Raw genomic sequence first — 26105 nt, forward strand, 5'->3', positions numbered from 1 at the left:
ACATCGTTAACACATGAGTTCGCGGCTGCCCAGCGGCCGTACACAACGAAGTGAACGCCGAAGGAGGTGCCATGAACTCGCGGACCACCACCGAACAGCAGACCCTGAGCGAATACAATCGGGCCCGCACACTGCAGTATCTGCACCACCATGGCATCGCCTCACGCGCACAGATCGCCAAGGCACTGCACCTCACACCGGCGGCACTGAGCAAGATCAGCAACCATCTGCTCGCCAGCGGCGCAATCGTGGAGACCGGTGCCCTCGAAGGCAAAGGCAACCGCAGGTCAATCGGACTGGCGGTCAATGCCCGGGCGTTCCAGGTGCTCGGCGTCAAATTCGCGCGCAGTCTCATCGAGATCGGTCTGTTCGACCTCGCCGGCAAGCCATCGTTCATACGAGAACTACCCACCGTGGAGAACACGACGATTCCGCAGGCCATCGAAAGCCTGCATGCCGAAATCAGACGCCTGCTCGCCGAGCACCCGCACATCCTGGCCATCGGCATGGCCGTGCCGGGCCCCTACCTGCGCGATCGCGGGCACACTGCGGTCGTCTCATCCATGGGACAATGGCGACAGGTCAACTTCCGCGCCGAATTCGAACATGCCTTCGACGTGCCGGTGATCATAGAACAGGACGCCCGCGCCGGCGCACTCGCCCAGTATCTCTTCGACCCGAATCCGGCGAATGAGAATCTGGCATACTATCTGCTCGGCGAAGGCATAGGCCTGGGCGTCATCGACCACGGCACCGTGATCAACGGCTCGCTCGGCGCGGCCACGGAGATCGGCCATGTGAGCATAGACGTGAACGGCAAGGCATGCGATTGCGGCAATGTCGGCTGTCTCGAACGCTACTGCTCGGCGGTCGCCATACACGAGGCGATGCTCGGCAACGGCATGCTCGCCACAGATTCCCGGCTCACCCATCGCGAGGCATGCGCCGAGCTGTTCGCACGGGCGCAATCCGGCGACGGGCAGGCACGTGAGCTGGTCGAGCGGATCGGCACGTTCGTCGGCTATGGCTGCGTGACCATCTGCAACGCGTTCAATCCATCTCGCATCGTGATCGGCGACATCGTGGCGCAAGCCGGCGAACCGCTGCTCCAGCGCGTGCGCGAGGTGGTCGGCGAGCGCGTGATCCCCGAAATTACGCAGTCCACGCAGATCGAGCTTTCGGCACTGCCCACCGATGCGGCGGTGACCGGCGCCGCAGCTGTGGCGATTACGTACATTCTCGACCATCCATCGCAATTCTTTGCCAGCGGTACGTAGAATTGAATTAATCCGTTCACAAGCAACACAACCAAACAACAACACACAAGAAAGGTGACATCATGTCAAAGCCAATCGTGGTCTCCCTCGGCGAACTCCTGTGGGACATGCTCCCCACCGGCAAGCGTGCCGGCGGCGCCCCGGTGAACTTCGCCTACCACGCCACGAACAACGGCTGCGAAGCCTATGCGGTCAGCGCCGTCGGCGAGGATGAGCTCGGCGATGAACTCGCCATCGCCGCGGAGAAGGCCGGCATCCATGCCGTGCTGCAGCGCAACGCATGGCCCACCGGCACCGTCGAGGTGGCCCTGAAGAACGGCATCCCGGAGTACACGATCGTCGAGAACGTCGCCTGGGATCACATCTCCTACACCCGCCAGCTCATCGACATCGTCGAGCAGGCCGACGCCGTGTGCTTCGGCACGCTGGCACAGCGCTCCCCCGAGTCGCACGACACGATCATCGAGCTGCTCAAGCACACCAAGGACGGCGCGCTCAAGTTCTTCGACATCAACCTGCGTGGCGACATGTATTCGAAGGAGCTCATCGAGGAGATGCTCAGCTATGCGAACGTCTTCAAGATCAACGACGAGGAACTGCTGCTGATGCGCGGCATGTTCGGCATCGAGAACACCTCCGACGAAGAGGCCTGCAAGTGGTTCATCGAGCAGTTCGACCTGCGCTACCTCATTCTCACCGGCGGCGCCACCTTCTCCACGATCATGTCGAACGACGGCGAGGTCTCCACGCTGGCAACCCCGCACGTCACCGTGGCCGACACCGTTGGCGCCGGCGACTCGTTCTCCGGCACCTTCACCGGCCGCATTCTCAACGGCGACTCCCTCGGCCTCGCACACCGCGCAGCCGTGAACACCGCCGCATTCGTGTGCACGCAGGAAGGCGCATGGCCGACCTACCCGGCCGAGATCACCGACTACCTCGCCGAGATCGGCAAGTGAGCGTGACGCTTTTCCGACAATGAACCGGAGTCTGCAGACTGCTGCGACTCCGGTTTTCTTACGCCCCGCCGCGCTATAGTGCCGGTATGAGAATCGTATTGCAGAAAGTGAGCCACGCCGGCGTGACCGTGACCGACGAGGCAATCGGCGAACTCGACACGACATTCACCGAACAGACCATCGCAGCCGGCTATGTGCTGCTCGTCGGCGTGAGCGATGCCGACGGCACCAGGCAGATCGACTGGCTCGCCCACAAAATCTCGAATCTGCGCGTGTTCGAAGACGAACAGGGCAAGATGAATCTGTCTATCCACGACGTCGGCGGCTCGATTCTGTCTATCTCGCAGTTCACATTGTTCGCGGACACCAGAAAAGGCAATCGTCCGAGCTTCGTGCGCGCCGGCAAACCCGAGCATGCCGAACGGGTCTGGCTCGAATTCAACGAGGCGTTGCGCGCGCAGGGACTTCAGGTGAAGGAGGGCAGATTCGGCGCACATATGAATGTGTCGCTGGTCAATGATGGCCCGGTGACGATCCTGTTCGACACGGAGGAGCTTGGCATATAACGCCACAATCAATGATGGCGAGAGCATAAGCCCTCGCCATCATTCCCGTACTTCACCCGGAACGTTGTTCCAAGTCGCGGATACCCATAGTCTACACCGCGCCGCGGTACATAGCCGGTCACATACGAAAAACCCACTATTTCCAGTGGGTTTTATGCTATTTGTGGAGCCGCGGGGGATTGAACCCCAACATATCATCCTAGAAAACGTTGAAATAACGCCATTCTCAAGCATCACATCTGTGTTTTGGACACGTTTTGGACGCATTTAGCCTAGGCGGCCGGGAAGATGCTGTCCATCTCCACGCGCACCACGTCCAAGTCGGCGTCGAACAGGTCGGCGTAAGTATCCAACGTCATGGCGGCGCTTTCATGCCCCAACTGCCTTTGCACGACCTTGACGTTCGCGCCCGCGCTCACGAGCAGGGACGCGGCCGTGTGCCGCAGGTCATGCACGGTCATCTTCCTCGCCAACACATCACCCAGCGCACGTTTCTTCGCCCAATAGAACCACGAGCTTGGAGAGTTCGGCCCATGAGTGCGCCTGAGCATCTTCCCTTGCTGATCGACAAACAGGGGTTCGTCGCCGTCACGTCCTTGCGCCATCTCGACGAGCATCGGCTCCAATATGGCCGGGTAGGTGATCGTCCGTTTCTCGTATGTTTTCGGCGTGCCTATCACAACCTCCCCTTTGACCTCGACGGCGTTGCGTTCGATCCTGAGCCGGTGTCCTTTGGCATCGAGGTCACGCACCCGCAAGCCGACGAGTTCACCCCAGCGCATTCCAGTCGTGCCCAAGGCGAGCACGGCCGGCCGACGCCACCCGGCCTCGTCGGCCAAAGCCATGAGCTGCTCGGCCGTGAGGTATACATGGTCTTTCCTCTTCTTGCGGGGCACTGTGATGTCGTCGGCGGGGTTCGACGCGATCAGCCGGTTCTTCACCGCGGCCTTCAACAGACCCTTGAGCATATCGCGTGCGCGTATCACCACGGACGCGCTGTATTCCCCAGCCAACTTGTTCACCCATTCCTGCACTTCGTCGTGGCGTATCGACCCGACCTTGCGCGCACCCCATTGCGGCCCCACATGCTTATTCCACGCGCCCCCCAATGATTCCATGTAGCTTGGTTTGCATCGTGTGCGCTTCGTCTCTATCCACGACTGCCACAGTTCCGCCACTGGAGTGTTCCCCGCGCTTTGCGTGATGAACGTGCCCTTGGCCTTGGCGATCTCCACGTTCTCAGCGGCCCATGCTTCCGCGTCCATCTTGCGCAGGAACCCGCGTTTGCGCGTCGTCCGTCCGCCCGGTGTCCGGTAGCGCACCTCCCACTTGACACACTTTTTCGTCTCGTACTTCCCCACTGTGTAGCTCATGCTTTCATCTCAACCCCACCATGAGACAGTGCGCGCATAGGGAAAGCGGCGCATGGTAAGGAGGCAGACCATGCGCCGCTTCACATATGGGTGAGCCCCGATCATTGGGCGCATGACCGGGGCTTCCCTGTTGGCGGCGCGGGCCGTTGGCGTCCATTGATTATGAGGTTCGCGTCGCCTGTTGCCGGTGTCAACCCCCCACCGGCAAGTCTCTACTCGTTGTCCGGGATCGGCTCGTTCAACGCCTTGATTTCCGCAGCACGCAGCCTGTCCTTTTCGGCCGGAGTGTACGCGGTGTACAGGCCCTCTGCACGGGCCTTTGCGGCCCATTTCGCCACAGCGGGTTTCGACACGCCGAACCCCCCGGCAAGCACTTCACGCGGGTTCTTCATGATCTTCGTTGCGACGGAATAGAGCCGCGCGAATGCTTTCAGATCAAGGGAACCGGACTCTTCCCTAGCCTGTGCCACATAGTGCAGATCGTTCCAGAAATTGTAGGGCATGTAATCGAAGTCACTGATTGGAGTGCCCGGCCTGTACCTCAGAAGAACAAGGCTCACCGCGTAGTTCTTGCAATCTTCGATACGCAATGCCCGCAGGAGATTTGCGTTGATGATCCAAGTTCGGGCGGGGTCTGTGCTGTACAGGCGCATTCCAATCACGTCGTATTCGTCCCGTGGGAAGCCTGAGTAGTTGATATCAAGGGCCAGCATGAGGCCTTCTTTGCCTTCCACCGGAATATCAGTGACGGAAAAACGCGCTGGAGCGTCAACGTCCTCTGCGATATCCACAACAGTACTCATGTTCAGGGAGCGGTCATAGATCTTCACTCGGCGGTCTAAGAGCGGTGCAATTTCACGTGTTTCCATATGCACAGCGTATCACCGACACGCCCGATAGGTTCTTATAGGACTTATAGGAATACAATGAATGGAAAACGTGTAGTCCTATACGACGCACAAGGATACATAAGGACAGGATATGGCCACAGACACACCGAAAACGACCACAAGGGAACTGCTCGACATCAAGCAGGTAGCCGAACGAATCGGCATGAGCGCCACAACCATCTACCACAAGCGCCGCACCCACAAGGACGAAGTGCCGCCCGCGATCCGCATCGGCCGCAAACTCTTCTGGCGACCCAAAGACGTCGACCAGTGGATCGACAACCGCCCGACCGTGTGAAACAAGGAGCCACCATGCAACGCACACCACTGCTCACACCGGACGAAGCCGCCACCTACCTCCATGTCAGCCGCCTCACCCTAGCCCAATGGCGCGCCGAAAGAACCGGGCCGCGATACATAAAACTCGGCACGCTACGACCCGGCAGCGTCAAGGACACACGCGCCGTACGCTACCGGCAATCCGACCTCGACGCATACACCGAACAAAACACGTACAACAACTGAAAGAAGCACCCCATGACCGAACAGCAGATCACCGACAACCGGCACGCGCTCGTGGAAAGCCTGCCACCACAATTCACCCGCGAACAACTCGCCGCCGCCACCAACACCACCACAACCCTATGGGCCCTCAAAGAGGATCGCCACGCCGGCCCCAAATGCACCCACACCGTCAACGGCCAGACATGGTACGCACGCGACGACTTCGCCGCATGGCTCTACCGGCAGCCCGCCACACCGGACGGCAGGTGACGGCATGAACACCACACAGGAAGCGCTCAAAGAACTGCACAGGGACATCGCACGCATGTTCGACACACTGATCGCGCACGTAGGCGACGACACCGCCGCATGGCACCAAGCCGCCCTGCTCAGCATGATCGACGGCCGCATCGTGGCCATACTCGCCACCACCACCAGCAAGGAGGAAAACCGATGGGATCGATGATCTCCGACTCGTTGGCACGCTCACCGCTCGTGCGGTTCACACCCGACGAACTCGCCTACGTGGGCGACGGGATCCCACGCACCGCAGGCGGCAAACCCCTGCCTTGGGTATGGGACTTCCTCACCGACACACAACGCGCACAACTCGAAGAAGAACAGAAAGCACACAAATGGGAGTAGAGGTAGCGGCAAACCCGCAACAACAAGCCATCGCGGACGCCCTATGGGACAACGTAGAGAAACAGGCGCGCGCACAGCATGACGGCCGTAGGATCGCGCTCACACGCGCCTGCGACGTGAAAGTGGAACGCCCAGTGTTCCTGCACAACCCGCTCGTACCCACGAAAGTACTCACGCTGATCGCCGGACGTGCGGGCGTATCGAAGAGCACGCTGAGCATCGACATAGCCGCCAAGGCCACACTTGGCAAGCTCACGGGCGACTGGCAACACCAGCCCGTCACCGTCGCGTTCGCCGCCATCGAGGACGACATGGGAATGCAGAAAGCACGCCTACAGGCCGCAGGCGCCGACATGAACCGCGTCTTGTTCCTCACCGTGGACGACACAAGGGACGGCAACACGGTAAGCACCGGCCTGCAACTGCCCGACGACACCGCCACCTTGCGTGACACACTCCGCGAACACGACGTGAAGCTCTTGGTCATCGACCCGATCACCTCGTGCATCGACGGCAACACCGACAAGCGCGACGACGTGCGCCGCAGCCTCGACCCGTTGGCCGCAACCGCCCAAGAACTCGGTATCGCCATCATCGGCATACTGCACTTCAACAAGGGCGGCGGCTACGCCTCCGACAAGGTGAGCGGCTCGCACGCCTTCCGTGACACCGTGCGCTCGCTGATCCTCGTGGCCAAGGACGACGAGACGGGCGAATGTGTGGTGACGCTCGATAAAAGCTCGTACACGCCGCAACAGGGCGCGTCCTACAAGTACACGCTCGCCCCGCGCTTCATCACCGACGACGACGGGGAACGCATGGAAGTACCCATCATCGCCGGGTTCACGCCGACCGACACGAACGTGAACGAGGTCATCAACCGCAATGTCACCGGAGGCGACACCACAGGCCGCGCAGCAGACAACGAAGTGGCCGACTGGCTCACAGCCTACCTAGCCGAGAACGGGCCGACGAACTGCAAGCAGATCGCCGCAGACGCGAAGGACGCCGAAGGATACACCTTCAAACAGCTCCAGCACGCCCGCGAACGCCTGACCTCCCCGCGCGTCATCGCACGCAAAGACCCCACATACACCGGACGTGGACGCCGCTCGCTATGGGAACTCGAACAACCCGAATGCACAAGCACGTATTACGCCCCATCAACACATGGGGTGAAATATGGGGCCTAATCCTAAAGCCTTATATTGCAAGGGTTTATTAATACGCCCCATTACACCCCATCTAGAACACGAGACATGGGGCGTAATGATTACACCCCATCACACCGTGTCTGAGATGGGGCGTAATGGGGCGTAATCAAAACCGTTGGAAACACTAGCGTTTGAATACACCCCATATTACGCCCCATCACCCATATGGGGCGTAAAAACAGCCACCCACACCAACCACCACACAAGGAGCGACACATGAACCAACAACCACACGCCGACATCGACTACGATCCGAACGCCGACACGATCCTCAGCGCCCACGACTGGGCAATCAACACCGACATGACCGTAACCGAATACGCCACCAACATCCAAGCATTCAGAAACGAAACACTACAGGACTGGGAAGCAACCACACCAGACGAACTACGCCACATGGCAGACCACATACGCCACGACTACGCCGACACCCTCGACGCCATAGCCAACCAATGGGAACAACACAACCAAGGAGACACCACACCATGAACGACATCTACCAGCTACCCGCGCTCAACCGCACCATAGACGCCCTGCACCTAGACGACGACCGGCACGCCGCGCAGATCACAGCCGCACGCCTCATAGCCGAACAACTCGACTACAGCGACAAGCCCACGGCCACCCTATGCGCCGCCTACGTGCGACTACTCCACGACCTCACCACACAATGACCGCCACCACAAGGAGCACCCCATGGGCAAACCTCAAGAGCAACCCGACATGATCCACACCGGCGACACCCACTACGAACAGGCACGCGCACACCGGATCGCACACGACCTGCTCACCGCAGCCGCCCAAGCACTCATGCACGGCACACCACCACACTACCCACGGCTCAACCGCGCCGACCCATACTCGGACGCAGTCACCGCAACCATACTCCACCAACTCGCAACCACAACAACAATCACCAAGGAGGAACAATGAACCCCATCATCTACGCCGACATGCACGAACACCGGCTCGGCCTCTCATTCATCGCCGCCCAGTACGACGACACCGGCATCGAAGCCATGCTCGACCAAAGCAACACCATCGACTTCACCTCACCCGACGAACTCGACGCTCTGGCCGACTACGCACGCCACGAACTCGCGGACTGGCTCGAAGAATGCGCACGCCAATACCGCAACGCCACCCAACCAACCGACAACACCGACACGGAGGATACGACCATGCACCGCAACCCAACACACCCATACACCGGCACACCACAACCTAACCGAACCACCATGGGGTAACGAATCGTTACCCCATCATCAGCAAGGGCATCGTGAAACGCGACCACCTTGCCGACAAGGGTAGGGGGAGTCCAAAAAATAAAACAATAGACGCGAAACACCCGCCGCCGAAACTCTTTTTTTCGCGTCTCAAAAAGATCGGGCCTTTTCGGACGTGACGGCGCGTGCCACACGGTAACGCGCCGTCATCTCCCACCGTTGTCCCGCTTGCCACGTGCTTGTTCGGCGGGTAGGCTTGGCATTGTTCGGTGAAGCCGATCCGGGCCGCTGTACAGTCGCCGCGGGTTCGCAAGAGACCGGACTGTTTGCCAGCCGAGGCCGCTGCACGCAGTCGCCACAGGCACGCGGATAGAGATAACCACATATTGATTGTTACCACGCTTTCCGGTGTGGCTTAGCAAAGGTGTATCCGCATATGTATTACAAAACCAATGATTCACACATCTATGTGAAGTCCGATTCCTTGGGTGATGGGCTTGAGGAGGGGGATTTCAAGGCTTACGTGAGCACTTGGACGCGCACGCCCGACTGTTACGGCGACGTGGTTGCCAAGGGCGCGTTCTCGCAGACGTTGCGCAAGTGGGATATGTCGGGGTCGTGCATTCCAGTGCTGTACGGGCATAACGAGACTGACCCGGACTACAACATCGGCTATGTGAAGTCGGCCATCGAGGACGACCACGGGCTGCTTGTTACGGGCCACTTGGACATCGACACGAACGCGAAGGCCGCTCAGGTGTACCGGCTGCTCAAAGGCCATAGGCTCAGCCAAATGAGTTTCGGGTACACGATCGAACGCAAGGCGCAGGCTCAGAGCGCCAAGGGCATGGCCAACGAATTGCAGGCCGTGAACCTGCTGGAAGTGTCCATCGTGCCCCACGGCGCGAACAAGGACACCAGCATCGAGGCCGTGAAATCGGAGTCCGCCTACCCCTCCAACTTGGAGCCATTATTCAAGACCATCGACACCACCATCAAATACGCAAAGAATGGATATGAGAACATGAGCACGAAACAGGATCTTTTGGACGCCAAGGGCAAGCTCTCGCAGATTGCCAACAACTCTGTTGGACGCATGTTGTCCGACGCTGAGCTTGAGGAGGTGACCCACCTTAAGGGGGTCGTGGCCGATTGCGTCGAAAAGCTCAGGCGTGACGGGGACATCACCGGAGATGTTGACCAGTGGCTTCACGACATCACAAGCCCGAAGCGCGTCTCCCCGTATAGCACCAAGAGCTACCTCGACCTCTCCAAGCTCACCAAGAGCATTCCCGAAACCATGCGCAAGGACATCAACGAACGCCATGTCAAGGGCATCGACATGGCGTCGATCACCGGGGCCATGTTCACGCCCACGCCGATCGTCAACTCCATTCCGATCCACGATCAGGGCGGCGAGATGCCCATCGGCATCGTCAACTACATTCCTGCCGGAGTGGTGCATACAGACGAATATGACTATCTCATGGAAACCACGCAGGAGGACGCGGGAACCGCAGCGGTCGTGGAGAAGGGCGAGACGAAGCCAACGTTCAAGCTCGGCCTCAAGAAGGTACGCAACCAGCTCAAGGTGATCGCCGTCGTGTCCGACCCTGTGGACAAGTACACATGGCAGTCGTCTCAGGGCGTCGTGGATTATGTGGGCGAACGCCTCACCCGTGAGATCATGCGCACGTTCGAGAACGAGATCATCAACGGCGACGGCACTGCGGGCCACCTGCTCGGCCTGAACCATGTCGAGGGCATCAAGTCGCAGGCGTTCAGCTCGGACGCCGTGACCACCGCCATCAACGCGGCCGCGCAGATCGAACAGTACGGCATCACCTGCGCCATGTTCGTGCTTCCCGCAGTGGACTGGGTGGAGATCGCCACCACCAAGGACACGCTCGGCCATTACATCAACGATCCGATCGTGGACGTGCAGAACAAGCAATTGTGGGGTGTGCCGGTGGTTGCCGACGCCTATCTTGAGTCCGGCACCGGGTATGCGATCGGCACGAACACCGTGCAGATCATGACGGACGGCAACCTTGAGACGGCGACGAACACGAGCGAGGGTTTCCGGACGAACACCGTCATCTCCCGTGTCGAGGGCCGTTTCAGCTTCGATGTGCTCAAGCCGCACGGTATCGTGAAGTTCGCCACCAAGGCCGCAGCGAAGTCCACGCCGACGAAGTGAGGGGGCACGCCATGAGCGACAGGGAGCCACGGTACAGGAACACGCAGGTGCTTGAGGGCAATGCGGGGGCGGATTACACGCAACCCGCCTATGCGCGGTACGCTACCCGCGTGAAACCCGATGCAGGCCCTTATGATCCGGTGAACAGGGACGACCCGGAGCGTACGATCATAATCCGGGATCGTGTGCTACTGACCGGCGACTACCTGAACCCAATCGTGGACAACCTGTAGCGGTGTGCAGGGCATGTGGGGCGGTTGTGGGCTTGAGCGCCTGCACCGCCCCTGTGCTTTTTGGCCTCATTTTGGACACGTTTCATATTGGAATGCGTCCATTTTAACCCATTTACACCTATATCCACGGGGCCCGAAAACCCTTGGAAATAAACGAAAACCCGCCATTTCTGGCGGGTTCTGAAAAAGTGGAGCCGCGGGGGATTGAACCCCGGTCCGGTGACCGTACCCTCGTCCTTCTACATGCTTAGTCTGCTGACTCGAACGAGCGTATTTTCGGCCCCCGCCAATGCCGCAGACAACTGGCGGCGAGCCTAGCCACAGCAAAATGTCCTTGCGAGACCCTGCAGTTCAATCTCACAAGTCAGTCTCCTAACGACACCTGACCTCTCCCCGAAGACGCGGGAGAGCAGATGGAGTGCTAACTCGCTGGATTAAATCTGATTACGTTTAAAATCAGGCAGCGAGAGCGAACTCAGTGCGATTAGATTTAGCACTTATTTTTATTGCAGAGAACATCACGAGTGGACCCTGCATTCTCGGCATGCTTCTCCAAGGCGAACAGATCACCGTCGAAACCAATCGGCCCCTTTTGAATTATCAAACTCACCGGCGTAGCTCTCGCCTAGCCGGACTTTCCAATATAGCACAACACGAACGCACTCGCAATATTCCGATGTATGCGTATGGGGCGCCCGCTCCCACACATGCGAAGCGGGCGCCCCATTATTTGCAGATTCCCTAGGCCTCCTCGGCGAGCAGCTTGCGCAGCTCCTCGCGATGTGCGGCCTGCTCGCGGGGATCCGGAACAGGCAGCGACGCCAGCAGCTTACGCGTATACGGATCGCTCGGGTGTTGCATGATCTGCGAGGCGTCGCCGTGCTCGACAATACGGCCCTTGTGCATCACCATGATGCGGTCGGCAAGCATGTCCACCACGGCAAGATCGTGCGTGATGAACAGGCACGCGAAGCCGATCTCCGCCTGCAGCGTCTTGAACAGCTCGAGCACCTTCGCCTGCACCGACACATCGAGCGCCGAAGTCGGCTCGTCGGCAATGAGCAGACTCGGTTTGAGCGCAAGCGCACGGGCCAGCGACGCACGCTGGCGCTGGCCGCCGGAGAGCTCGTGCGGGAAGCGGTTCATATATGCACGCGGCAGCTGCACCATCTCGAGCAGCTCCCCCACATACTGTTTCGCCTGCGAGACCGTCTTGTACCGGCCGTGCACAATGAGCGGCTCGGCCACATTCTCGAGAATCGTCATGAGCGGGTCAAAGGAGCTGCCCGGGTCCTGGAACACGAAGCCGATCTGCTCGCGTAGCGGCTTGAACTTGCGTTCCTTGAAATCACGCATCTCCATGCCCAGCACATTGAGCGAACCAGCGGAAATGCGCTGCAAGCCGGCGATGGCGCGGCCTGTGGTCGATTTGCCCGAACCGGACTCGCCCACCAATCCCAGCACCTCGGATTTGTGAATTTCGAAGCTCACATCGTCCACTGCCTTGAAATCCGGCTGCATCTGCCCCGGATAGGTGATGTCCATATGCTCGGCCTTGACCACCACCGGTTCCTCACGCCAATCGACACTGCGCTCGATCACATGCCCGGCGGCATCGCGCACCATGAGCTGCTGTCCGATGCGTGGCACGGCTGCCAGCAGGCGCTTCGTGTAATCGGCCTGCGGATTGTAGAAGATCTGTTCCACGCTCCCATGCTCGACCACATGGCCGCGATACATGACGACCACCTGATCGGCGAGGTCGGCCACGACGCCCATGTTGTGCGTGATGATGAGCACCGAGGCACCGAATTCGTCGCGGGCGAGACGCAGCAGATCGAGGATCTCGGCCTGCACCGTCACGTCGAGTGCCGTCGTCGGCTCATCGGCGAGAATGAGTCCGGGATTGAGCACGAGGGCCATCGCGATGACGATGCGCTGCTTCTGGCCGCCCGAGAACTGATGCGGATAGTAGTCGATGCGCGTGGCGGCGTCCGGAATGCCAACCTTCTCGAGAATCTCGATTGATTTCGCCCGCAATTGCTTCTTGTCGGTCAAACCGTGCGCGCGCAGACCCTCCTCGATCTGCCGGCCGATCGTATAGACCGGGTTGAGCACCGAGTTCGGCTCCTGGAGCACCATGGCCGCAGCGCCACCGCGCACCTGCTGCAGGTCCTTGCCGCTCATGGTGAGCACATCGAAGCCCTCGGCCCCATCCTGTGCGGTGCGAATGTAGATCGCACCGCCAGTGGTGGCCGTCTCGGGCAGCAGCTTGATGATCGAGCGGGCGGTCACCGATTTGCCGGAGCCGGATTCGCCGACCACGCCCACCACGGTCTTGCGGGGAATGGTGAAATCGACACCGTCGATTGCCTTGATCGGGCCCGCGTCCGTCACGAACGAGACGCTCAGACCCTTGATGTCGACCAGATTGTCTCCCATCGACCCAGTGCGTTCCAACTCATCGCTCATTGTCGATCACTCCCTCGCTCTCATCCGGCACGTCTTTGTTCACCACGGCCGTCTCCGGATCCTGCGTCACGAGGTATTCGTTCACGTCCTCACCCAGATCGGCAGGCTTCTCGGTGGCATCTTTGATGGCCGCGTACTCCTGTTCCACAACGGCCTGTGAGATAGGCCCAGAGTCAGGCGAATCCACCGAGGTGTCTTCGATTGAACCGACCACTTCGCCGGCGGACTTGCGCGCACGCAGTCGCGGATCTGCCAAGTCGTTGAGCGACTCGCCGATCAGCGTGATGCCGAGCACAATGAGCACGATGGCCAGACCGGGGAACACGGCGGTCCACCAAATGCCGGAGGTCACATCGGCAACGGAACGGTTGAGGTCGTAGCCCCATTCCGCGGCTGCCGTCGGTTCGATGCCGAAGCCAAGAAAGCCCAGGCCGGCAAGCGTGAGAATCGCCTCCGACGAGTTGAGGGTGAGGATCACCGGCAACGTACGCGTGGAGTTCTTGAGCAGGTGCTTGCTCATGATGCGCCAGGTGGAGGCGCCCACGACCTTGGCGGATTCAATGTACGCGGAATCCTTGATGCGAATCACCTCGGCACGGATCGTGCGGAAGTACTGCGGAATGTACACGACGGTGATCGAGATGCCGGATGCGAGAATGCCGCCCCACAGACTCGACTGACCGCCCGAGATCATAATGGCCATGAGAATCGCCAGCAGCAGCGACGGGAACGAGTAGACGGCGTCGGCGATCACAACGAACACGCGATCCACCCATCCGCCGAAATACCCGGAGACAAGCCCCAGGAACACGCCCGCGAAAATGGAGAGCAGCACAGCCACCACAATGGCGATGACGGCGGTGCGCGCGCCCCATACCGTGCGGCTGAACACGTCGAATCCACCCACCGTGGTGCCCCAGATATGCTCGCGTGACGGCGCGGCCTGCGTCGGGAACGCAACACCGTCGTCACCCTTGATCTGCGCATATCCATATGGCGCGATCCACGGCGCGAACACCGCCACGAGCAGGAAGAACCCCGTCAGCACCAGACCGGTGACAAGCATGCCCTTCTGCCAACCGACGGCAATTTTCAGATCGCGCACCACAGGCAGTTTCGCGAACCATGACTGCGGCTTCTCTATGTTGGGATTCTCCAGACGCGCGTCACCCGGCACGCCGACTCTGGTTTCCGTGCTTTCACTCATTTCAGTACCGCACTCGCGGATCGATCAACGCGCTGATCACGTCGACGATGAAGTTGACCACGGAGACGATGATCGCAATCAGGATCACAATGCCCTGCACCGCCACGAAATCACGTGCCTTCAAATAATTGGAGAGCATGAATCCCAAGCCCTTCCATTCGAACGTGGTCTCGGTGAGCACCGCGCCCGCGAGCAGCAATGCGATCTGCATGCCCATCACCGTGATGATCGGGATCAGCGCCGGGCGCCAGGCGTGCTTCGACATCAGGCGCTTCTCGGAAACGCCGCGGGAACGGGCGGCCTCGATGTAGCCGGCATTGTAGGTGGAGATCACATTCGTGCGCACCAGTCGAATGAACACGCCCGCCGTGAGCAATCCCAAGGCCAGCGCCGGCAGAATCGCATGCATGAGCACGTCGCCGAGCACCTTCATGTCGCCGGGTTGCAATGCGTCGACAATATACAGCCCGGTGGGTGAGACCAATCTGGAGAACTGCATCTCCGATTGCAGCGAGGAGCGTCCGGAGCTCGGAAGAACACCGAGTCCCACCGAGAAGATGAGTTTGAGCACCAAACCGAGGAAGAACACCGGCGTCGCATAGCACAGAATGGCGAACATGCGAATGCCGGCATCCTGCGCACGATCGCGGTGCTTGGCGGCGATGCGTCCGAAGCCGATGCCGACGAGCAATGCCACGACGAGCGAGAGCAACGCCAGTTCGAGCGTGGCGGCGCCATACCGTGTGAGCACCGAGATCACCGGCTGGTTGTCGGTGAGGGTACGGCCGAGGTCGCCATGCAGCAAGCCGCCCAGGTAATCAAAGTACTGCACGATGAGCGGGCGGTCATAGCCGGCCCCGTGAATGCGGCGCTGCAGTTCCTCGGGTGTGAGTCTGCCGCCCATCGGGGCCGAGATCGGATCGCCGGTGGCACGCATCACGAAGAACACGATCGTGACGAGAATGAACACGGTGGGGATAATGAGCAGGAAGCGACCGAGAATGAAGCGGAAGAATCCTGCGGAAAGTCTGTTTTTATGCGCGGTTGGTTTCGATGGTGCGGAATCCGCCGGCGATGCTATTGCTTGAGACACCGGATCTCCTTGGAATAATGCGGGAATGAACTGGACAACGGGCCGGGAACAGTCAATGCCTGGTGCGTCCCGGAAAGAACGCACCAGGCTGACCTATGCGAAGGACCTCAGTTCTTCACCACGGAGGCGTAGCGGAAACGGAACGAGGGGTCGAGCACGACACCGGAGACGTTGCTGCCGGTGACCGCCACCTGGTTGCCCTGCAGCATGGGGAGCGTGGAGAGGTCGTCGGTCTCGGTCTTCTGAATGTCCTTGAGCATGCCCTCGCGCTTGGCTTCGTCCTTCTCGCCGGCCTGCGCCACAATGGCGTCGTTGACCTTCTTGTTGGAGTAGCCGTTGTTCACGAAGTTGCCGTCGCGGAAGAACGGGGAAAGGTAATTGTCGGGGTCGGAGTAGTCCGGGAACCAGCCGAGCTGGTACACCGGGTAGCTACCGTCGGAGTCGTCGGTGACCACACGCTCCTTGTTGTACTGCGTCCATTCGGTCTGCTGCAGGTCGACCTTGAACAGGCCGTCGGCCTCGAGCTGGCTCTTGATGGCGGCGTATTCGTCGGCCGAGCTGGAACCGTAATGGTCGCCGTTGTACTGGAGCTTGAGATCCACCGGGGTGGCCACGCCGGCGTCCGAGAGCGTCTTCTTGGCCTTGGCGGCGTCCGGCTTGCCGTTGTCCGTGTAGGCCTTGAGCGTGTTCATGGCCGGTCAGACCATCGGGAATGAAGGAATAGAGCGGGGTGTAGGTGCCCTTGTACACCTTCTGCGAGAGCTCGTCGCGGTCGATGAGGCTGGCGACGGCCTGGCGCACGGCCTTGGCCTTGGCGGCGTCGGCGTCCTTCTGCGATTCGCCGTACGGCTGGAGCTTGAAGTTGAAGGCGAGCATGCGCACCTCACCGCCCGGGCCCTTGACGACCTTCACCTTGCTGTTCTTGCCAAGGTCCTCGATGTGGGTGGGCGAAAGCGAGCGGTAGGCCACATCGACCTGCCCCTGCTCCACGGCCATCTTCAGATTGGAGGCATCGGCGAAGTACTTCACCTGCACACCGGAGTTCTTCACCGGCGTCAGCCCCTGGTAGTTGCCGTTCTTCGAATAGCTCACGGCCTCGTTGAGCTTGAACGAGTCGATCTGATAGGGGCCGGCGAATGCCTTGCCGCTCACGATCGTGTCGGCATCGGTGATTTTGTCTGCCGAGAACACCTCGTCGTCGACGATGGGGCCTGCCGGCGAGCTCATGACCTGCTTGAGCGTGACGTCGAACGGCACCTTCGAATTGAACACGACGGTGTTGGCGTCCGGGGTTTCAATCGAATCGATGTTGGCGAGCAGCGAGCTCGGTCCGTTCGGGTCGTTGATCGTGTCGATGCGGTCATACGAGAACTTCACGTCCTTCGAGTCGAGCGTGTGACCGTTCGCGAACTTGAGGCCGTCCTTGATCTTGACGGTGAACTGCTTGCCGTCCTTGCTCCACGTGCCGTCGTCGGCTGCGATGTCCGGCGAAAGCTCGGAGGTGTTGTAATCCTGTGCGTACAGGAAGGGGAACACCTGAATCTGCACGGCATAGGAACCGTTGTCGTACGAACCGGCCGGGTCGAGCGATGTCACCTTGTCGGTGGTGCCGACAAGCACACTGTTCTCACCCGCGGCATTGGCGGCGTCGTCCTTCACGCCGCCGCAGGCGCTCACCGAGGGCGAGCGCGGCCACCGATGCAATGGCGGCGATGATCTTCTTTGCGTTCACACCGAACCCTCTCTCTTCTGGAATTGCTCCACTCTCTCACGGAACAATTACCAAGCAGATTGTCAGCTTCACGCATTACCTGCACGTTTCGCCTCAGCATACGTATGCGCATGAATAGGTATGCTGGAGGCAAAAGCATTGCAATACAGCGCTTTTTTGATTTCCGGGGTGTTTCCGGGCAGTTTCGTATGCTGAGATTTGCCCGGGGCCACACTTTCCCCCGGCTTCGTTATTTGATGATCGGCCTTCCCGGCGCGGAGACGTTGATCTGTTTCTTGTCGCCGATCACATTCGGGTCGTTCATGATCTTGTCGACAATCGCCATCTTGAGTTTCAGTTCCGCGCTGTCGCCCCACACGATGGTGATGCCGTTGTCGAGTGTGGTCGTCACCGAGTCCTGCGTGTTCGCGCTCACCGCGGTCACTCGGGTGCGCCAGGATTCCGGCATCGCGTCGAGAATCGTCACGGCGGCGCGCACCGATCGCTGGCCGAGTGCGTCGTCGATGTTCTTCACCTCGATCACCGGAATGCCCTTGACTGCCTGATTGGTCACGGAATTGAGCACACGCGTCTGGTTATCGACCGCCGTCAGACCGTCCTTGCCTGCAACTTTGAGCATTGCCGCCGGTCGTTGCGCGGTCACCTCCACCTCGAGTCCGTTCGGGAATTTCTTCGTGGCGCGGGACGAGGAGACGCCCGGGATGTCATCGAGCTGTTGTTCCACCGACTTGTCGGAGACGATGAGCAGCGATTTGCCGGCCTGCTGTTTGGCTATGTCGAGGATCTGCGTGCGGTTCACCCACTCATTCGCGCCCATCACCGTGATCCTGTCTTGCCGCAATCTCAGCGCCGGCGAGAAGAACAGCAGCCAGATCAACGCGATGACCAGCGCGAAGACGACCGCGCCAATGCCTATACGCATGGCGAGCACGCGCAGATTCGCGGTTTTACGTTCTCGTTGGCGCTCCTTGAAATCCACGACTTTTGGCCGGGTGGCGACGCCGATCGTACCGGCGGACTCATCGAGCGTGCGCGCGACCAGATCCTCGCTTTCCAGCGCCCGTGCATCGACGAACGAACCGGGCGCGGAGACGGCCTTTGACTGCGAGGACTGTGCGGTGCGCGCCGTGCGTTCCGATTCGCGCCTGCGTTTGCGCACGAGTTTGCGGAAGCGGTACCGTGGGCGTTTGGCCGAATCATTCGGACCAGATGACACCTGCGTGGATTCCCCGCTGGCAGATTGCCGTTCGGCATCGTGGGTTCCGGACGTGGCTGTACGGGGCTCAACGGTTCGTGACTGGCCGCCACGCACACGTCTTTCCTTGCCGGCGCGCACCGATCGCGCGGCTTTTGCCGAACGGCCGGAACGTGCCTGCCTGCCTCGCATCGCCTTCGGGTACTCTTCGAACGACTGCGATTGGGTGGGCGGCTGCTCATCGTCCCGCACGGCTGCGGTATTGTCTCGGGTGGGCGATTCCGGCATATCACGGCGCGAGCGGACGGCTCGGTTCCCCGACCCAGCGGACCTGACCGACCGGCCGCGCGGCCACTGCGGTTCCTGCCGCTGCGAGTCCGGGGAATGACCGGAGGAGCTCACCGTACGTCTTGCCATATCGCCTTCCTATGCCGTGTTCTTCAGCCGCTCAGTCCTGCTGGGCGTTACCGTAATGCGCTTCGAGCACATGCAGGATCACCGGCCCCATCCTCGTGATGTCACCGGCGCCCACTGTGAAGATCACATCTCCCGGCTGCGCGCGCATAGCGAGCATCTGGGCGGCGAGACTCATATCGTCCACCGCCTCGATCTCATACGAACCGTCACCATGCGCATTGTCCACAATCGTGTTCGGAGTCACCTGCGGGAAATCAGACTGCTTCTCACGCGCCGGGAATATGCCGGTCACAATCACATCGTCCGCCAGTGAGAGCGCATCGGCGAACTCCTGTGCGAAGAACTGTGTGCGTGAGAAGAGATGCGGTTGGAACAGCACGTGCAGCTGCGAATCGGGGTAGCGTCTGCGCGCGGCCTTGAGCAGCGCCGTGATCTCGGTCGGATGGTGTGCGTAATCGTCCACCACGGTGATGTCGCTCACCGTGCCGCGAATCTGGAATCGGCGGTTCGCACCGAGGAAGGTGCCAGCCGCGACCGCCGCGCGTTCGGCATCCATACCCAGCAGAACGGCGGCAAGAATGGCTGCCGTGGCGTTGCGGGCGTTGTGCAGGCCGGGGATCCTCAAGCTCACCGGCAATGCGACGTCGGCACCGACAAGCGCGGCGGGAATGTCGATCACGAAGTTCTCGGTGCCGCTGTTCGCGGACTCGTGTTCGGAGGCGATGTGCACGAAGGTGGCGCCGTTGAGGTCGCCGAGCTCGTCGGCGGTGTGGGTGGAATAGGCGATCACCTTGCGTGCGTCCTCTGGGGCGAGCGAGCGGAGCACGGCAAGCGCCCCGGCATCGTCGACGCACATGATCACCGCGCGGCGGGCATGCGTAACGTGGTCGGCGAATGCCGCGTGATAGTTCTCCTCCGTGTGGTAGTGGTCGAGATGGTCGGCCTCGGCATTCGTGATAATCTCGATGTCGGGGTGGTATTTGGCAAAGCTGCCGTCAGATTCATCGGCTTCGGCGACGAGCACCGTCCCCTTGCCGGCATGTCCCCCATCGAGCGTGGTTCCGTCGGGTCCCTGAATGGAGCCGCCGATCGCATAGCTCGGGTCGGCGAGTTCGCCGGTGCCGGCATGCATGAGTATGTGGGCGAGCAGCGAGCTCGTGGTCGTCTTGCCATGGGCGCCGGCGACGGTCACAGCGTGCTTGCCGTTCATGAGCAGGGCGAGAATGTCACTGCGATGCACCAATTGGGCGCCATTGGCCACGGCTGCGACGATCTCAGGATTGTCCGGCTTGATCGCGCTGGAATACACCACCACCTGCGCATCCTGCACGTTCTCGGCGCGTTGGGTGAATTGCACCGGTATGCCGAGTGATTCCAACCGCTCGGTTTTCGCGCCCGGTTCGCGGTCCGAACCGTCGACCGGCACTCCCTGCTCATGCAGCATCTCGGCGAGCACGCTCATACCGGCACCACCTATGCCAATGAAATGCGTGTTGCCCAGATCTGCGGCACGCAGGTCTTCGCCGAACTGTGCCACGGTCGGATCAAGCACAATGGATTCCTTCACCTTCAAGCTCCTTGCTCTGTGTTCCGCTGTCCCATGCAGCATGGCTTCAGACTCGCGCATCGGCGATGGAAAGGATCTCACGGGCCATACGGTCCGCCGCATCACGAATGCCATACTGCCACGCATGCTCACCATATGAGCGCAAGCGGGCCGGATTCGCCAGCAATCCGGGCACTTGCGCGGACACCCACTGCGAGGTGAACGATCTGTCGTCCACAATGATGCCGCCACCTGCGTCGCTCACCGGAAGCGCATTGAACCGTTGCTCGCCGTTGCCAATGGGAAGCGGCACATACACCGCCGGCAACCCGAGCGCCGTCAGCTCGCTCACCGTACCGGCACCGGACCTGCAGATCACCAGGTCGGCACAGGCGAACGCCTTGTCTATGCGCTCCAAGTACTGCGCGACGTGGTAGTTGCGCCCGGGCCGGCTTTCCTCACCCAGACCGGTGAGCACATCGGCTCCGGCGTTCTGCACCACCAGATCACGCACCTCGTCGATCTTGCCTTTTCCTGTCAGATGCACGATTTGCGCCACTTCGGTGAGCTGCCTGGCACTGCCGGCAACGGCGCGGTTGATGCTCTGCGCGCCCAGCGAACCGCCGGTGACCACGATAATCGGCCGATTCGGGTCAAGACCGAGTTCGGCGGCATTGCGGGTTCGGGCGCCTTCCCTGTCGCGTTCCAGTTCCTCGGCGAGATTCGCTATGGCAGGTCGCAATGGCAGTCCCACACGCTCGATTCCGCCATCCTTTGCGGGCTTGAGCCCGGTTGCGTCGTAGGCGGTGCCAATGAACTGCGCCCAACGGGCGCCGAGCTTGTTGGCCATGCCTGCACGGGCATTCTGCTCATGGATCACGACCGGAATCCCGAGCCTGTGTGCGGCGGAATAGGCCGGCGCAGAGGCATAGCCACCGAAGCCGACGACCACCTGGGTGCCCTGGTGCTCAAGGTACTGCATCACCTTGGCCTTCTCAGCCTTCCATTTGCGGGGGAATTCCAACGCCGCACGGTTGGGTCTGCGGGGGAACGGCACCTTCTCTATCGTCTCCAGTTGGTACCCGGCCTGTGGCACCAGATCGGCCTCCAGCCCCACGGCCGTTCCCAACGCGATGATGTCGGCGTCGGGGTCGAGGCACCGAATCGCGTCGGCCACGGCGAGCAACGGATTGACGTGGCCTGCGGTGCCACCACCCGCAAGCATGATGCGGTGCTGTGTGTTCGAACTCATATCTCCACTGTACTTGATTGTGCTCTCATATGACGGATTGCGAAACGGCGAATGCTATGCGCGCGAATGCGCCGCCCCGATCTGCGGCTGGGCGCGCATCAACGAGACGCATGCCCCTGCGGCCATCAGACAGAAGATCATCGACGAACCGCCGGCCGAGACGAACGGCAACGGAACACCCATCACGGGAAGAATCTCCACGACGACGGCAATGTTGATGAGCGCCTGACCGACGATCCACATCATGAAGCACAGCAATGCGACGCTGGCATACCTATTGTGCATCTGCATGGCCACCGCCACCAGACACCAGGCGATGACCACGAAGAGCAGCACCACCAGTGCGGCACCCACAAAACCCGTCTCCTCGCCAATGATGGCGAAGATGAAGTCGTTATGCGCGGCAGGCAGGTAGTTCCACTTCTCGCGGGAATTGCCGAGCCCCACACCCAGCAGACCGCCGGAGGCCAACGCGTAGTTCGAGTGGGTGGCTTGGTAGCATACGTCGATGTTATCGGCGGTGCAGCCCGTATAGGTCGCCATGATGCGTGACATGCGGTTGGAGCTGAACACCGTAAGGATCGCCACGCCCACCACGGCCGCAATACCCACCAGACCCACGTACTTCATGGGGAATCCGCTGGCCACAATGGCCATGAGTCCTATGAGGATAATTACCAATGCGGTACCGAGGTCCTTGCCCAAAAGCACCGACCCCAAACCAAGCACATATAGGCCAAAGGTTCGCCCCCAGTCACCGAGGTCCCACGCCTTCCACGACTGCCGTATCCCCGGTTTCAGACGCATCATCGAAATCATGACTAGTGGGAACCACAGGCAGATCGTGAACTTCATGAACTCGGCGGGTTGGAACTGGATGCCTGCGATACGCAGCCAGCCGCGGTTGCCGCCAACGTCGATGCCGAAGAAGAACGTGAACACCTGAACTGCCACACTGACCAAGTACATCGGCAGGGCCAGCCACTTCAGCGTACGCCCCTTGCAGTGTGCTGCAACCAACGCGAGCACCAGGCCCACCACGCTGAAGCCCACCTGGTTGAGGGCCTTCGCCCACGGCGAGGAACCTGCGGCAACCATGTCGACCGACGAGCTCGAGAACACCATGATGATGCCGAACACCGTGAGAATGCCCACTGCGACGATGAATCCATAGTAGCAGCCCAATGGGTTGAGCAGCACACGCCACCCTTTGTATTCGCCGGCAAAGTCAATCATGCCGAACTGTGGTGACGGACGTTTGGAGGCGATTCGTGCTGCTGTGGCAGGGTCGTCGTGGGTGACGGTCCATGGTTGGGGCGCACCGCTCCGACGGCTTCGGCGCACCAGCGGCTTCACCGAGGGAATGGCGCCGCTCGATTTGCCGTCCTGCGCCGAACGCATCGAACGAGGTTGACGTTCAGGCTTCGGCATGTCCATTCACCCACCGTTTCGCCTGGGCGGCGAACTGGTCACCGCGATCGGCATAGGATTTGAATTGATCCATCGAGGCGCAGGCCGGTGCCAGCAGCACCACATCGCCCGGCTCGGCGAAGTCCGCCGCGGCATCGATGGCACGTTCCATCACCGTGGCGTTGTCGGCTGGGTCAATCACCGTCAACGGCAGCTCCGGCGCTTTGGCTTTCAATGCCTCGAGCATCGGTTTCTGGTCGATGCCAATCACCACGACCGCCTTGAGACGATTCCGCTCCTGCTCCACCAGCTCTTCGAAGGTGGCACCTTTGGAGAGGCCGCCGGCAATCCACACCACCGAACCGGGCGCGAAGCTGTTCAGCGAGGCACGGGCCGCATGCGCATTCGTGGCCTTCGAATCGTCGACGAAGCGAATGGTCCCTTCCGGCGAAGCGAGTTCAGCCACCGTCTGAATGCGATGGCCTCCCGGTGCGAATCGCTTGAGCGCGTTGAGCGCAGTGGCGACGTCTGCGCCGAGACCCACCACCAGAATCAACGCGGTCAGGGCGTCGGCGAGCAGATGCGGGTAGATTGTACCATCGGGTTCGGCGAGATGCGTGAAGTCCGCAATCGGCGCCAGCGCATATGCCTCGCCGGTCTGGCCACCACATAGGCCGCTCATGTCGACGATCCAGCCGTCCTTGATGCCAATCTGCCCCGAAACCGGCTCCCCCAACGTGAAGCCGATGTGTTCGCAGCCCTCGGCGGTCTGCGCGGTACGTGCCAGCTCGCTCACCCGGGCATCCTGCGCGTTATAGGCGATGACCCGTTTCGCGCCATCGAACACCTTGGATTTGTCGGTGGCATAGTTCGCCATACCGCCATGCCAGTCCAAGTGGTCCGCGGCGATGTTCGTGATCGCCGCGCAATCGAGCTCTAGCGAATAGGTGAAGTGCAGCTGGAAGGAGCTCAGCTCCACACAGAGCACGTCATTGACCGGGTCGAGTGCGGCGGCGGAGAGCGCGTTGCCTATGTTACCCACGGCAGGTGCCGTATACCCGCACGCCTTGAGCATCTCCGACGTCATTTCGGTGGTCGAGGTCTTGCCGTTCGTGCCGGTGATGCCAATCCACGGAGCGGGCGAACCGGTGCGTTCGCTGGGCACTCGCATGCGCCAGGCGAGCTCCACCTCGGAGATCACCTCAATGCCGCGGCTTTGCGCCTCCACAATGAACGGCGTGCGCGGGTTGAACACCGGCGACGTACATACCAGATCGACCTCATCCCAGTCAATGTCGTCGAAGGAATGCAGGTCGGCCGCCTCCAGCTTCTCATCGACCCCGATCACCGTGGCGCCGGCATCACGCAGAATCTTCGCCATGCTGCGTCCGGAGATGCCCAGACCTGCCACCACCACGCATTTGCCCGCCGCGTTGAATTCCTGATTACTCATTTCCCACCTCGCATGTCTTGCTGGAATGCCTCATGTATGTCCCTCTACCTATACCGCCGCGGTGTTTCGGCCACATCGCCCGCTACGCCGCAAGCTTGCGATCAGTGATGCCAGAGCCCCGACAGCCCCACCCAGTTGCCGTAGAAGATGATGAGCCCGGTAATGACGAACATGAGCTCGACGATCCAGAAGCGCACGACCACCTTGCTCTCGCTCCAGCCGCACAATTCGAAATGATGGTGGATCGGCGCCATTTTGAATACTCGCTTGTGCGTCGCCTTGAAATAGCCCACCTGAATGACGTCGCTCAGAGTCTCCACCACGAACAGACCGCCGATGATCATGGCGAGGAACTCCGTGTGGGTGATGATCGAGAGTGCGGCGAACAAGCCGCCCAATGCCAGGGAGCCGGTGTCGCCCATGAAAATGGAGGCCGGATTGCAGTTGTACCACAGGAAGCCCAGGCAGGCCACGGCCGCGCAGCATGCGATGATGCCCAAGTCGAGCGGGTCGGAGACGGCATAGGTGAAGCCGGAATGGGCCTGCCCCTTGAGATGGTACATCTGCCACATGGCGATGATCGCATACCCCACGAAGGCGATCATGGAGGAACCGGCGCACAGGCCGTCGAGGCCGTCGCTGAGGTTCACCGCATTGGTCCAGGCGGCCATGAGGAAGTTCACCCAGATCACGAACAGAATGATCGCCACAATCCTACCAGCGAACTCGAAGCTCAGGAATGGCTTCTCTATGAAGCTCATGCCTGCCTGTGCCACTGGGAATCCCGACCGGGTGGGAACAATGAGCGCAAGCACCGCGAATATGGTGGCGAAGACGACCTGACCGAAGAACTTGCCTCCCACCGTCAGGCCCTCGTTTTGCTTCTTGCGTACCTTGGCGAAATCGTCGATGAAGCCGAGGACACCCATCGAAACCATGGCGAACAGTGCGAGAATGGCCGCCCAAGTGGGCCGTGCCCCCGTCGTGCAGAAACGGTACAGGGCAGAGGCACACCAGCCGAGCACCACGGCCAGCACGATGACCACGCCGCCGAGCGTTGGCGTGCCGCGTTTGACCTGATGCGACTTGGGGCCGTCCTGGCGGATGTACTGACCGTAATTGAGCTTGTGCACAATGCGGATCAGCAAAGGGGTACCGACGAGCGTGATGATCAGCGACGTCAGAATTCCTATGATGAGGGCGATCACGAGGTTACTCCATTCGTGGGTGTTGTTGCCTTG

The 26105-nt window shown here is 60.7% G+C and carries 26 protein-coding genes, 1 other RNA gene and 1 pseudogene; 15 read left to right on the top strand and 13 right to left on the bottom strand.

Translation table 11 applies throughout. The features are described from left to right. The first annotated feature begins 71 nt into the window (after positions 1–71). The 3 genes from OGI63_RS10465 to dtd all read left to right on the top strand — a co-directional run bounded on the left by OGI63_RS10465 (position 72) and on the right by dtd (position 2802). Complete coding sequence (locus OGI63_RS10465) at positions 72–1277, top strand: ROK family transcriptional regulator (RefSeq protein WP_004218679.1); 1206 nt, start codon at positions 72–74, stop codon at positions 1275–1277. A gap of 62 nt (positions 1278–1339) precedes the next feature. Next, positions 1340–2236, top strand: a complete 897-nt coding sequence (locus tag OGI63_RS10470; RefSeq protein WP_004218677.1) for a carbohydrate kinase family protein — start codon at positions 1340–1342, stop codon at positions 2234–2236. An 86-nt stretch (positions 2237–2322) separates the two neighbouring features. Continuing rightward, a complete protein-coding gene (dtd, locus tag OGI63_RS10475) occupies positions 2323–2802 on the top strand; it encodes a D-aminoacyl-tRNA deacylase (protein ID WP_004218676.1) in 480 nt (159 codons plus the stop codon). A 272-nt stretch (positions 2803–3074) separates the two neighbouring features. Here dtd and OGI63_RS10480 read toward each other — a convergent pair whose 3' ends face one another. Further along, a complete protein-coding gene (locus tag OGI63_RS10480) occupies positions 3075–4175 on the bottom strand; it encodes a tyrosine-type recombinase/integrase (RefSeq protein ID WP_004218675.1) in 1101 nt (366 codons plus the stop codon). A 212-nt stretch (positions 4176–4387) separates the two neighbouring features. Next, a complete protein-coding gene (locus OGI63_RS10485) occupies positions 4388–5044 on the bottom strand; it encodes a hypothetical protein (protein WP_012619826.1) in 657 nt (218 codons plus the stop codon). A gap of 112 nt (positions 5045–5156) precedes the next feature. Between OGI63_RS10485 and OGI63_RS10490 the strand changes: the two genes are divergently transcribed. From OGI63_RS10490 to OGI63_RS10545, 12 genes are all read left to right on the top strand, one after another. Next, the gene (locus OGI63_RS10490) at positions 5157–5363 is read left to right on the top strand and encodes a helix-turn-helix transcriptional regulator (RefSeq protein ID WP_004218671.1); all 207 of its coding nucleotides are present in this window, start codon (positions 5157–5159) and stop codon (positions 5361–5363) included. Positions 5364–5377: 14 nt separating this feature from the next. Then, the gene (locus OGI63_RS10495) at positions 5378–5590 is read left to right on the top strand and encodes a helix-turn-helix transcriptional regulator (protein WP_004218669.1); all 213 of its coding nucleotides are present in this window, start codon (positions 5378–5380) and stop codon (positions 5588–5590) included. Positions 5591–5602: 12 nt separating this feature from the next. Then, complete coding sequence (locus OGI63_RS10500; RefSeq protein ID WP_004218667.1) at positions 5603–5839, top strand: hypothetical protein; 237 nt, start codon at positions 5603–5605, stop codon at positions 5837–5839. A 4-nt stretch (positions 5840–5843) separates the two neighbouring features. Next, positions 5844–6035, top strand: a complete 192-nt coding sequence (locus OGI63_RS10505) for a hypothetical protein (RefSeq protein ID WP_004218666.1) — start codon at positions 5844–5846, stop codon at positions 6033–6035. Then, entirely contained in the window at positions 6023–6214 is a 192-nt protein-coding gene (locus OGI63_RS10510) for a hypothetical protein (protein ID WP_004218664.1), read from the top strand. Before OGI63_RS10505 ends, OGI63_RS10510 begins: the two co-directional genes overlap by 13 nt. Continuing rightward, positions 6205–7407, top strand: a complete 1203-nt coding sequence (locus OGI63_RS10515; RefSeq protein ID WP_004218663.1) for an AAA family ATPase — start codon at positions 6205–6207, stop codon at positions 7405–7407. Before OGI63_RS10510 ends, OGI63_RS10515 begins: the two co-directional genes overlap by 10 nt. Before the next feature lie 237 nt (positions 7408–7644). Further along, on the top strand, positions 7645–7917 hold the full coding sequence (locus OGI63_RS10520; RefSeq protein ID WP_004218662.1) for a hypothetical protein: 273 nt from the start codon (positions 7645–7647) through the stop codon (positions 7915–7917). Then, positions 7914–8102 (top strand): hypothetical protein, encoded by a 189-nt coding sequence (locus tag OGI63_RS10525; RefSeq protein WP_004218661.1) that lies wholly within the window; start codon positions 7914–7916, stop codon positions 8100–8102. Before OGI63_RS10520 ends, OGI63_RS10525 begins: the two co-directional genes overlap by 4 nt. A gap of 22 nt (positions 8103–8124) precedes the next feature. Then, positions 8125–8361, top strand: coding sequence for a hypothetical protein (locus OGI63_RS10530; RefSeq protein ID WP_264309046.1), 237 nt, complete (start codon positions 8125–8127; stop codon positions 8359–8361). Next, positions 8358–8675 (top strand): hypothetical protein, encoded by a 318-nt coding sequence (locus tag OGI63_RS10535; protein ID WP_004218659.1) that lies wholly within the window; start codon positions 8358–8360, stop codon positions 8673–8675. The genes OGI63_RS10530 and OGI63_RS10535 overlap by 4 nt, the downstream gene beginning before the upstream one ends. Positions 8676–9090: 415 nt before the next feature. Continuing rightward, a complete protein-coding gene (locus OGI63_RS10540) occupies positions 9091–10854 on the top strand; it encodes an HK97 family phage prohead protease (protein WP_004218658.1) in 1764 nt (587 codons plus the stop codon). Between the two features lie 11 nt (positions 10855–10865). Continuing rightward, entirely contained in the window at positions 10866–11087 is a 222-nt protein-coding gene (locus OGI63_RS10545; RefSeq protein ID WP_004218657.1) for a hypothetical protein, read from the top strand. Positions 11088–11273: 186 nt separating this feature from the next. Here OGI63_RS10545 and ssrA read toward each other — a convergent pair. The 11 genes and pseudogenes from ssrA to mraY all read right to left on the bottom strand — a co-directional run bounded on the left by ssrA (position 11274) and on the right by mraY (position 26072). Then, positions 11274–11677, bottom strand: a transfer-messenger RNA (tmRNA) gene (gene ssrA / locus OGI63_RS10550). A gap of 151 nt (positions 11678–11828) precedes the next feature. Next, positions 11829–13559, bottom strand: a complete 1731-nt coding sequence (locus tag OGI63_RS10555; protein ID WP_004218656.1) for a dipeptide ABC transporter ATP-binding protein — start codon at positions 13557–13559, stop codon at positions 11829–11831. Next, on the bottom strand, positions 13549–14766 hold the full coding sequence (locus OGI63_RS10560; protein ID WP_012619827.1) for an ABC transporter permease: 1218 nt from the start codon (positions 14764–14766) through the stop codon (positions 13549–13551). The genes OGI63_RS10555 and OGI63_RS10560 overlap by 11 nt, the downstream gene beginning before the upstream one ends. A 1-nt stretch (position 14767) precedes the next feature. Then, a complete protein-coding gene (locus OGI63_RS10565) occupies positions 14768–15859 on the bottom strand; it encodes an ABC transporter permease (RefSeq protein ID WP_004218654.1) in 1092 nt (363 codons plus the stop codon). Between the two features lie 107 nt (positions 15860–15966). After that, a pseudogene (locus tag OGI63_RS10570) lies at positions 15967–17591 on the bottom strand (ABC transporter substrate-binding protein). 229 nt (positions 17592–17820) lie between these two features. Beyond that, positions 17821–19074, bottom strand: coding sequence for a cell division protein FtsQ/DivIB (locus OGI63_RS10575; RefSeq protein ID WP_004218653.1), 1254 nt, complete (start codon positions 19072–19074; stop codon positions 17821–17823). 160 nt (positions 19075–19234) lie between these two features. Beyond that, the gene (gene murC / locus OGI63_RS10580; RefSeq protein ID WP_012619829.1) at positions 19235–20812 is read right to left on the bottom strand and encodes a UDP-N-acetylmuramate--L-alanine ligase; all 1578 of its coding nucleotides are present in this window, start codon (positions 20810–20812) and stop codon (positions 19235–19237) included. Between the two features lie 4 nt (positions 20813–20816). Continuing rightward, positions 20817–22001 (bottom strand): undecaprenyldiphospho-muramoylpentapeptide beta-N-acetylglucosaminyltransferase, encoded by a 1185-nt coding sequence (gene murG / locus OGI63_RS10585; RefSeq protein ID WP_004218651.1) that lies wholly within the window; start codon positions 21999–22001, stop codon positions 20817–20819. Between the two features lie 54 nt (positions 22002–22055). Next, complete coding sequence (locus OGI63_RS10590) at positions 22056–23438, bottom strand: FtsW/RodA/SpoVE family cell cycle protein (RefSeq protein ID WP_004218649.1); 1383 nt, start codon at positions 23436–23438, stop codon at positions 22056–22058. Beyond that, on the bottom strand, positions 23419–24864 hold the full coding sequence (murD, locus tag OGI63_RS10595; protein ID WP_004218648.1) for a UDP-N-acetylmuramoyl-L-alanine--D-glutamate ligase: 1446 nt from the start codon (positions 24862–24864) through the stop codon (positions 23419–23421). Before murD ends, OGI63_RS10590 begins: the two co-directional genes overlap by 20 nt. Positions 24865–24965: 101 nt before the next feature. Continuing rightward, on the bottom strand, positions 24966–26072 hold the full coding sequence (mraY, locus tag OGI63_RS10600; RefSeq protein ID WP_004218646.1) for a phospho-N-acetylmuramoyl-pentapeptide-transferase: 1107 nt from the start codon (positions 26070–26072) through the stop codon (positions 24966–24968). Between the last annotated feature and the right edge of the window lie 33 nt (positions 26073–26105).

This window comes from Bifidobacterium sp. KRGSERBCFTRI (assembly GCF_025908335.1).

Bases quoted from the DNA above. Each gene is read 5' to 3' on its own strand.
- OGI63_RS10465 (WP_004218679.1), top strand. From the start codon at position 72: ATGAACTCGCGGACCACCACCGAACAGCAGACCCTGAGCGAATACAAT.
- OGI63_RS10470 (WP_004218677.1), top strand. From the start codon at position 1,340: ATGTCAAAGCCAATCGTGGTCTCCCTCGGCGAACTCCTGTGGGACATG.
- dtd (WP_004218676.1), top strand. From the start codon at position 2,323: ATGAGAATCGTATTGCAGAAAGTGAGCCACGCCGGCGTGACCGTGACC.
- OGI63_RS10480 (WP_004218675.1), bottom strand. From the start codon at position 4,175: ATGAGCTACACAGTGGGGAAGTACGAGACGAAAAAGTGTGTCAAGTGG.
- OGI63_RS10485 (WP_012619826.1), bottom strand. From the start codon at position 5,044: ATGGAAACACGTGAAATTGCACCGCTCTTAGACCGCCGAGTGAAGATC.
- OGI63_RS10490 (WP_004218671.1), top strand. From the start codon at position 5,157: ATGGCCACAGACACACCGAAAACGACCACAAGGGAACTGCTCGACATC.
- OGI63_RS10495 (WP_004218669.1), top strand. From the start codon at position 5,378: ATGCAACGCACACCACTGCTCACACCGGACGAAGCCGCCACCTACCTC.
- OGI63_RS10500 (WP_004218667.1), top strand. From the start codon at position 5,603: ATGACCGAACAGCAGATCACCGACAACCGGCACGCGCTCGTGGAAAGC.
- OGI63_RS10505 (WP_004218666.1), top strand. From the start codon at position 5,844: ATGAACACCACACAGGAAGCGCTCAAAGAACTGCACAGGGACATCGCA.
- OGI63_RS10510 (WP_004218664.1), top strand. From the start codon at position 6,023: ATGGGATCGATGATCTCCGACTCGTTGGCACGCTCACCGCTCGTGCGG.
- OGI63_RS10515 (WP_004218663.1), top strand. From the start codon at position 6,205: ATGGGAGTAGAGGTAGCGGCAAACCCGCAACAACAAGCCATCGCGGAC.
- OGI63_RS10520 (WP_004218662.1), top strand. From the start codon at position 7,645: ATGAACCAACAACCACACGCCGACATCGACTACGATCCGAACGCCGAC.
- OGI63_RS10525 (WP_004218661.1), top strand. From the start codon at position 7,914: ATGAACGACATCTACCAGCTACCCGCGCTCAACCGCACCATAGACGCC.
- OGI63_RS10530 (WP_264309046.1), top strand. From the start codon at position 8,125: ATGGGCAAACCTCAAGAGCAACCCGACATGATCCACACCGGCGACACC.
- OGI63_RS10535 (WP_004218659.1), top strand. From the start codon at position 8,358: ATGAACCCCATCATCTACGCCGACATGCACGAACACCGGCTCGGCCTC.
- OGI63_RS10540 (WP_004218658.1), top strand. From the start codon at position 9,091: ATGTATTACAAAACCAATGATTCACACATCTATGTGAAGTCCGATTCC.
- OGI63_RS10545 (WP_004218657.1), top strand. From the start codon at position 10,866: ATGAGCGACAGGGAGCCACGGTACAGGAACACGCAGGTGCTTGAGGGC.
- OGI63_RS10555 (WP_004218656.1), bottom strand. From the start codon at position 13,559: ATGAGCGATGAGTTGGAACGCACTGGGTCGATGGGAGACAATCTGGTC.
- OGI63_RS10560 (WP_012619827.1), bottom strand. From the start codon at position 14,766: ATGAGTGAAAGCACGGAAACCAGAGTCGGCGTGCCGGGTGACGCGCGT.
- OGI63_RS10575 (WP_004218653.1), bottom strand. From the start codon at position 19,074: ATGCCGGAATCGCCCACCCGAGACAATACCGCAGCCGTGCGGGACGAT.
- murC (WP_012619829.1), bottom strand. From the start codon at position 20,812: ATGCTGCATGGGACAGCGGAACACAGAGCAAGGAGCTTGAAGGTGAAG.
- murG (WP_004218651.1), bottom strand. From the start codon at position 22,001: ATGAGTTCGAACACACAGCACCGCATCATGCTTGCGGGTGGTGGCACC.
- OGI63_RS10590 (WP_004218649.1), bottom strand. From the start codon at position 23,438: ATGGACATGCCGAAGCCTGAACGTCAACCTCGTTCGATGCGTTCGGCG.
- murD (WP_004218648.1), bottom strand. From the start codon at position 24,864: ATGAGTAATCAGGAATTCAACGCGGCGGGCAAATGCGTGGTGGTGGCA.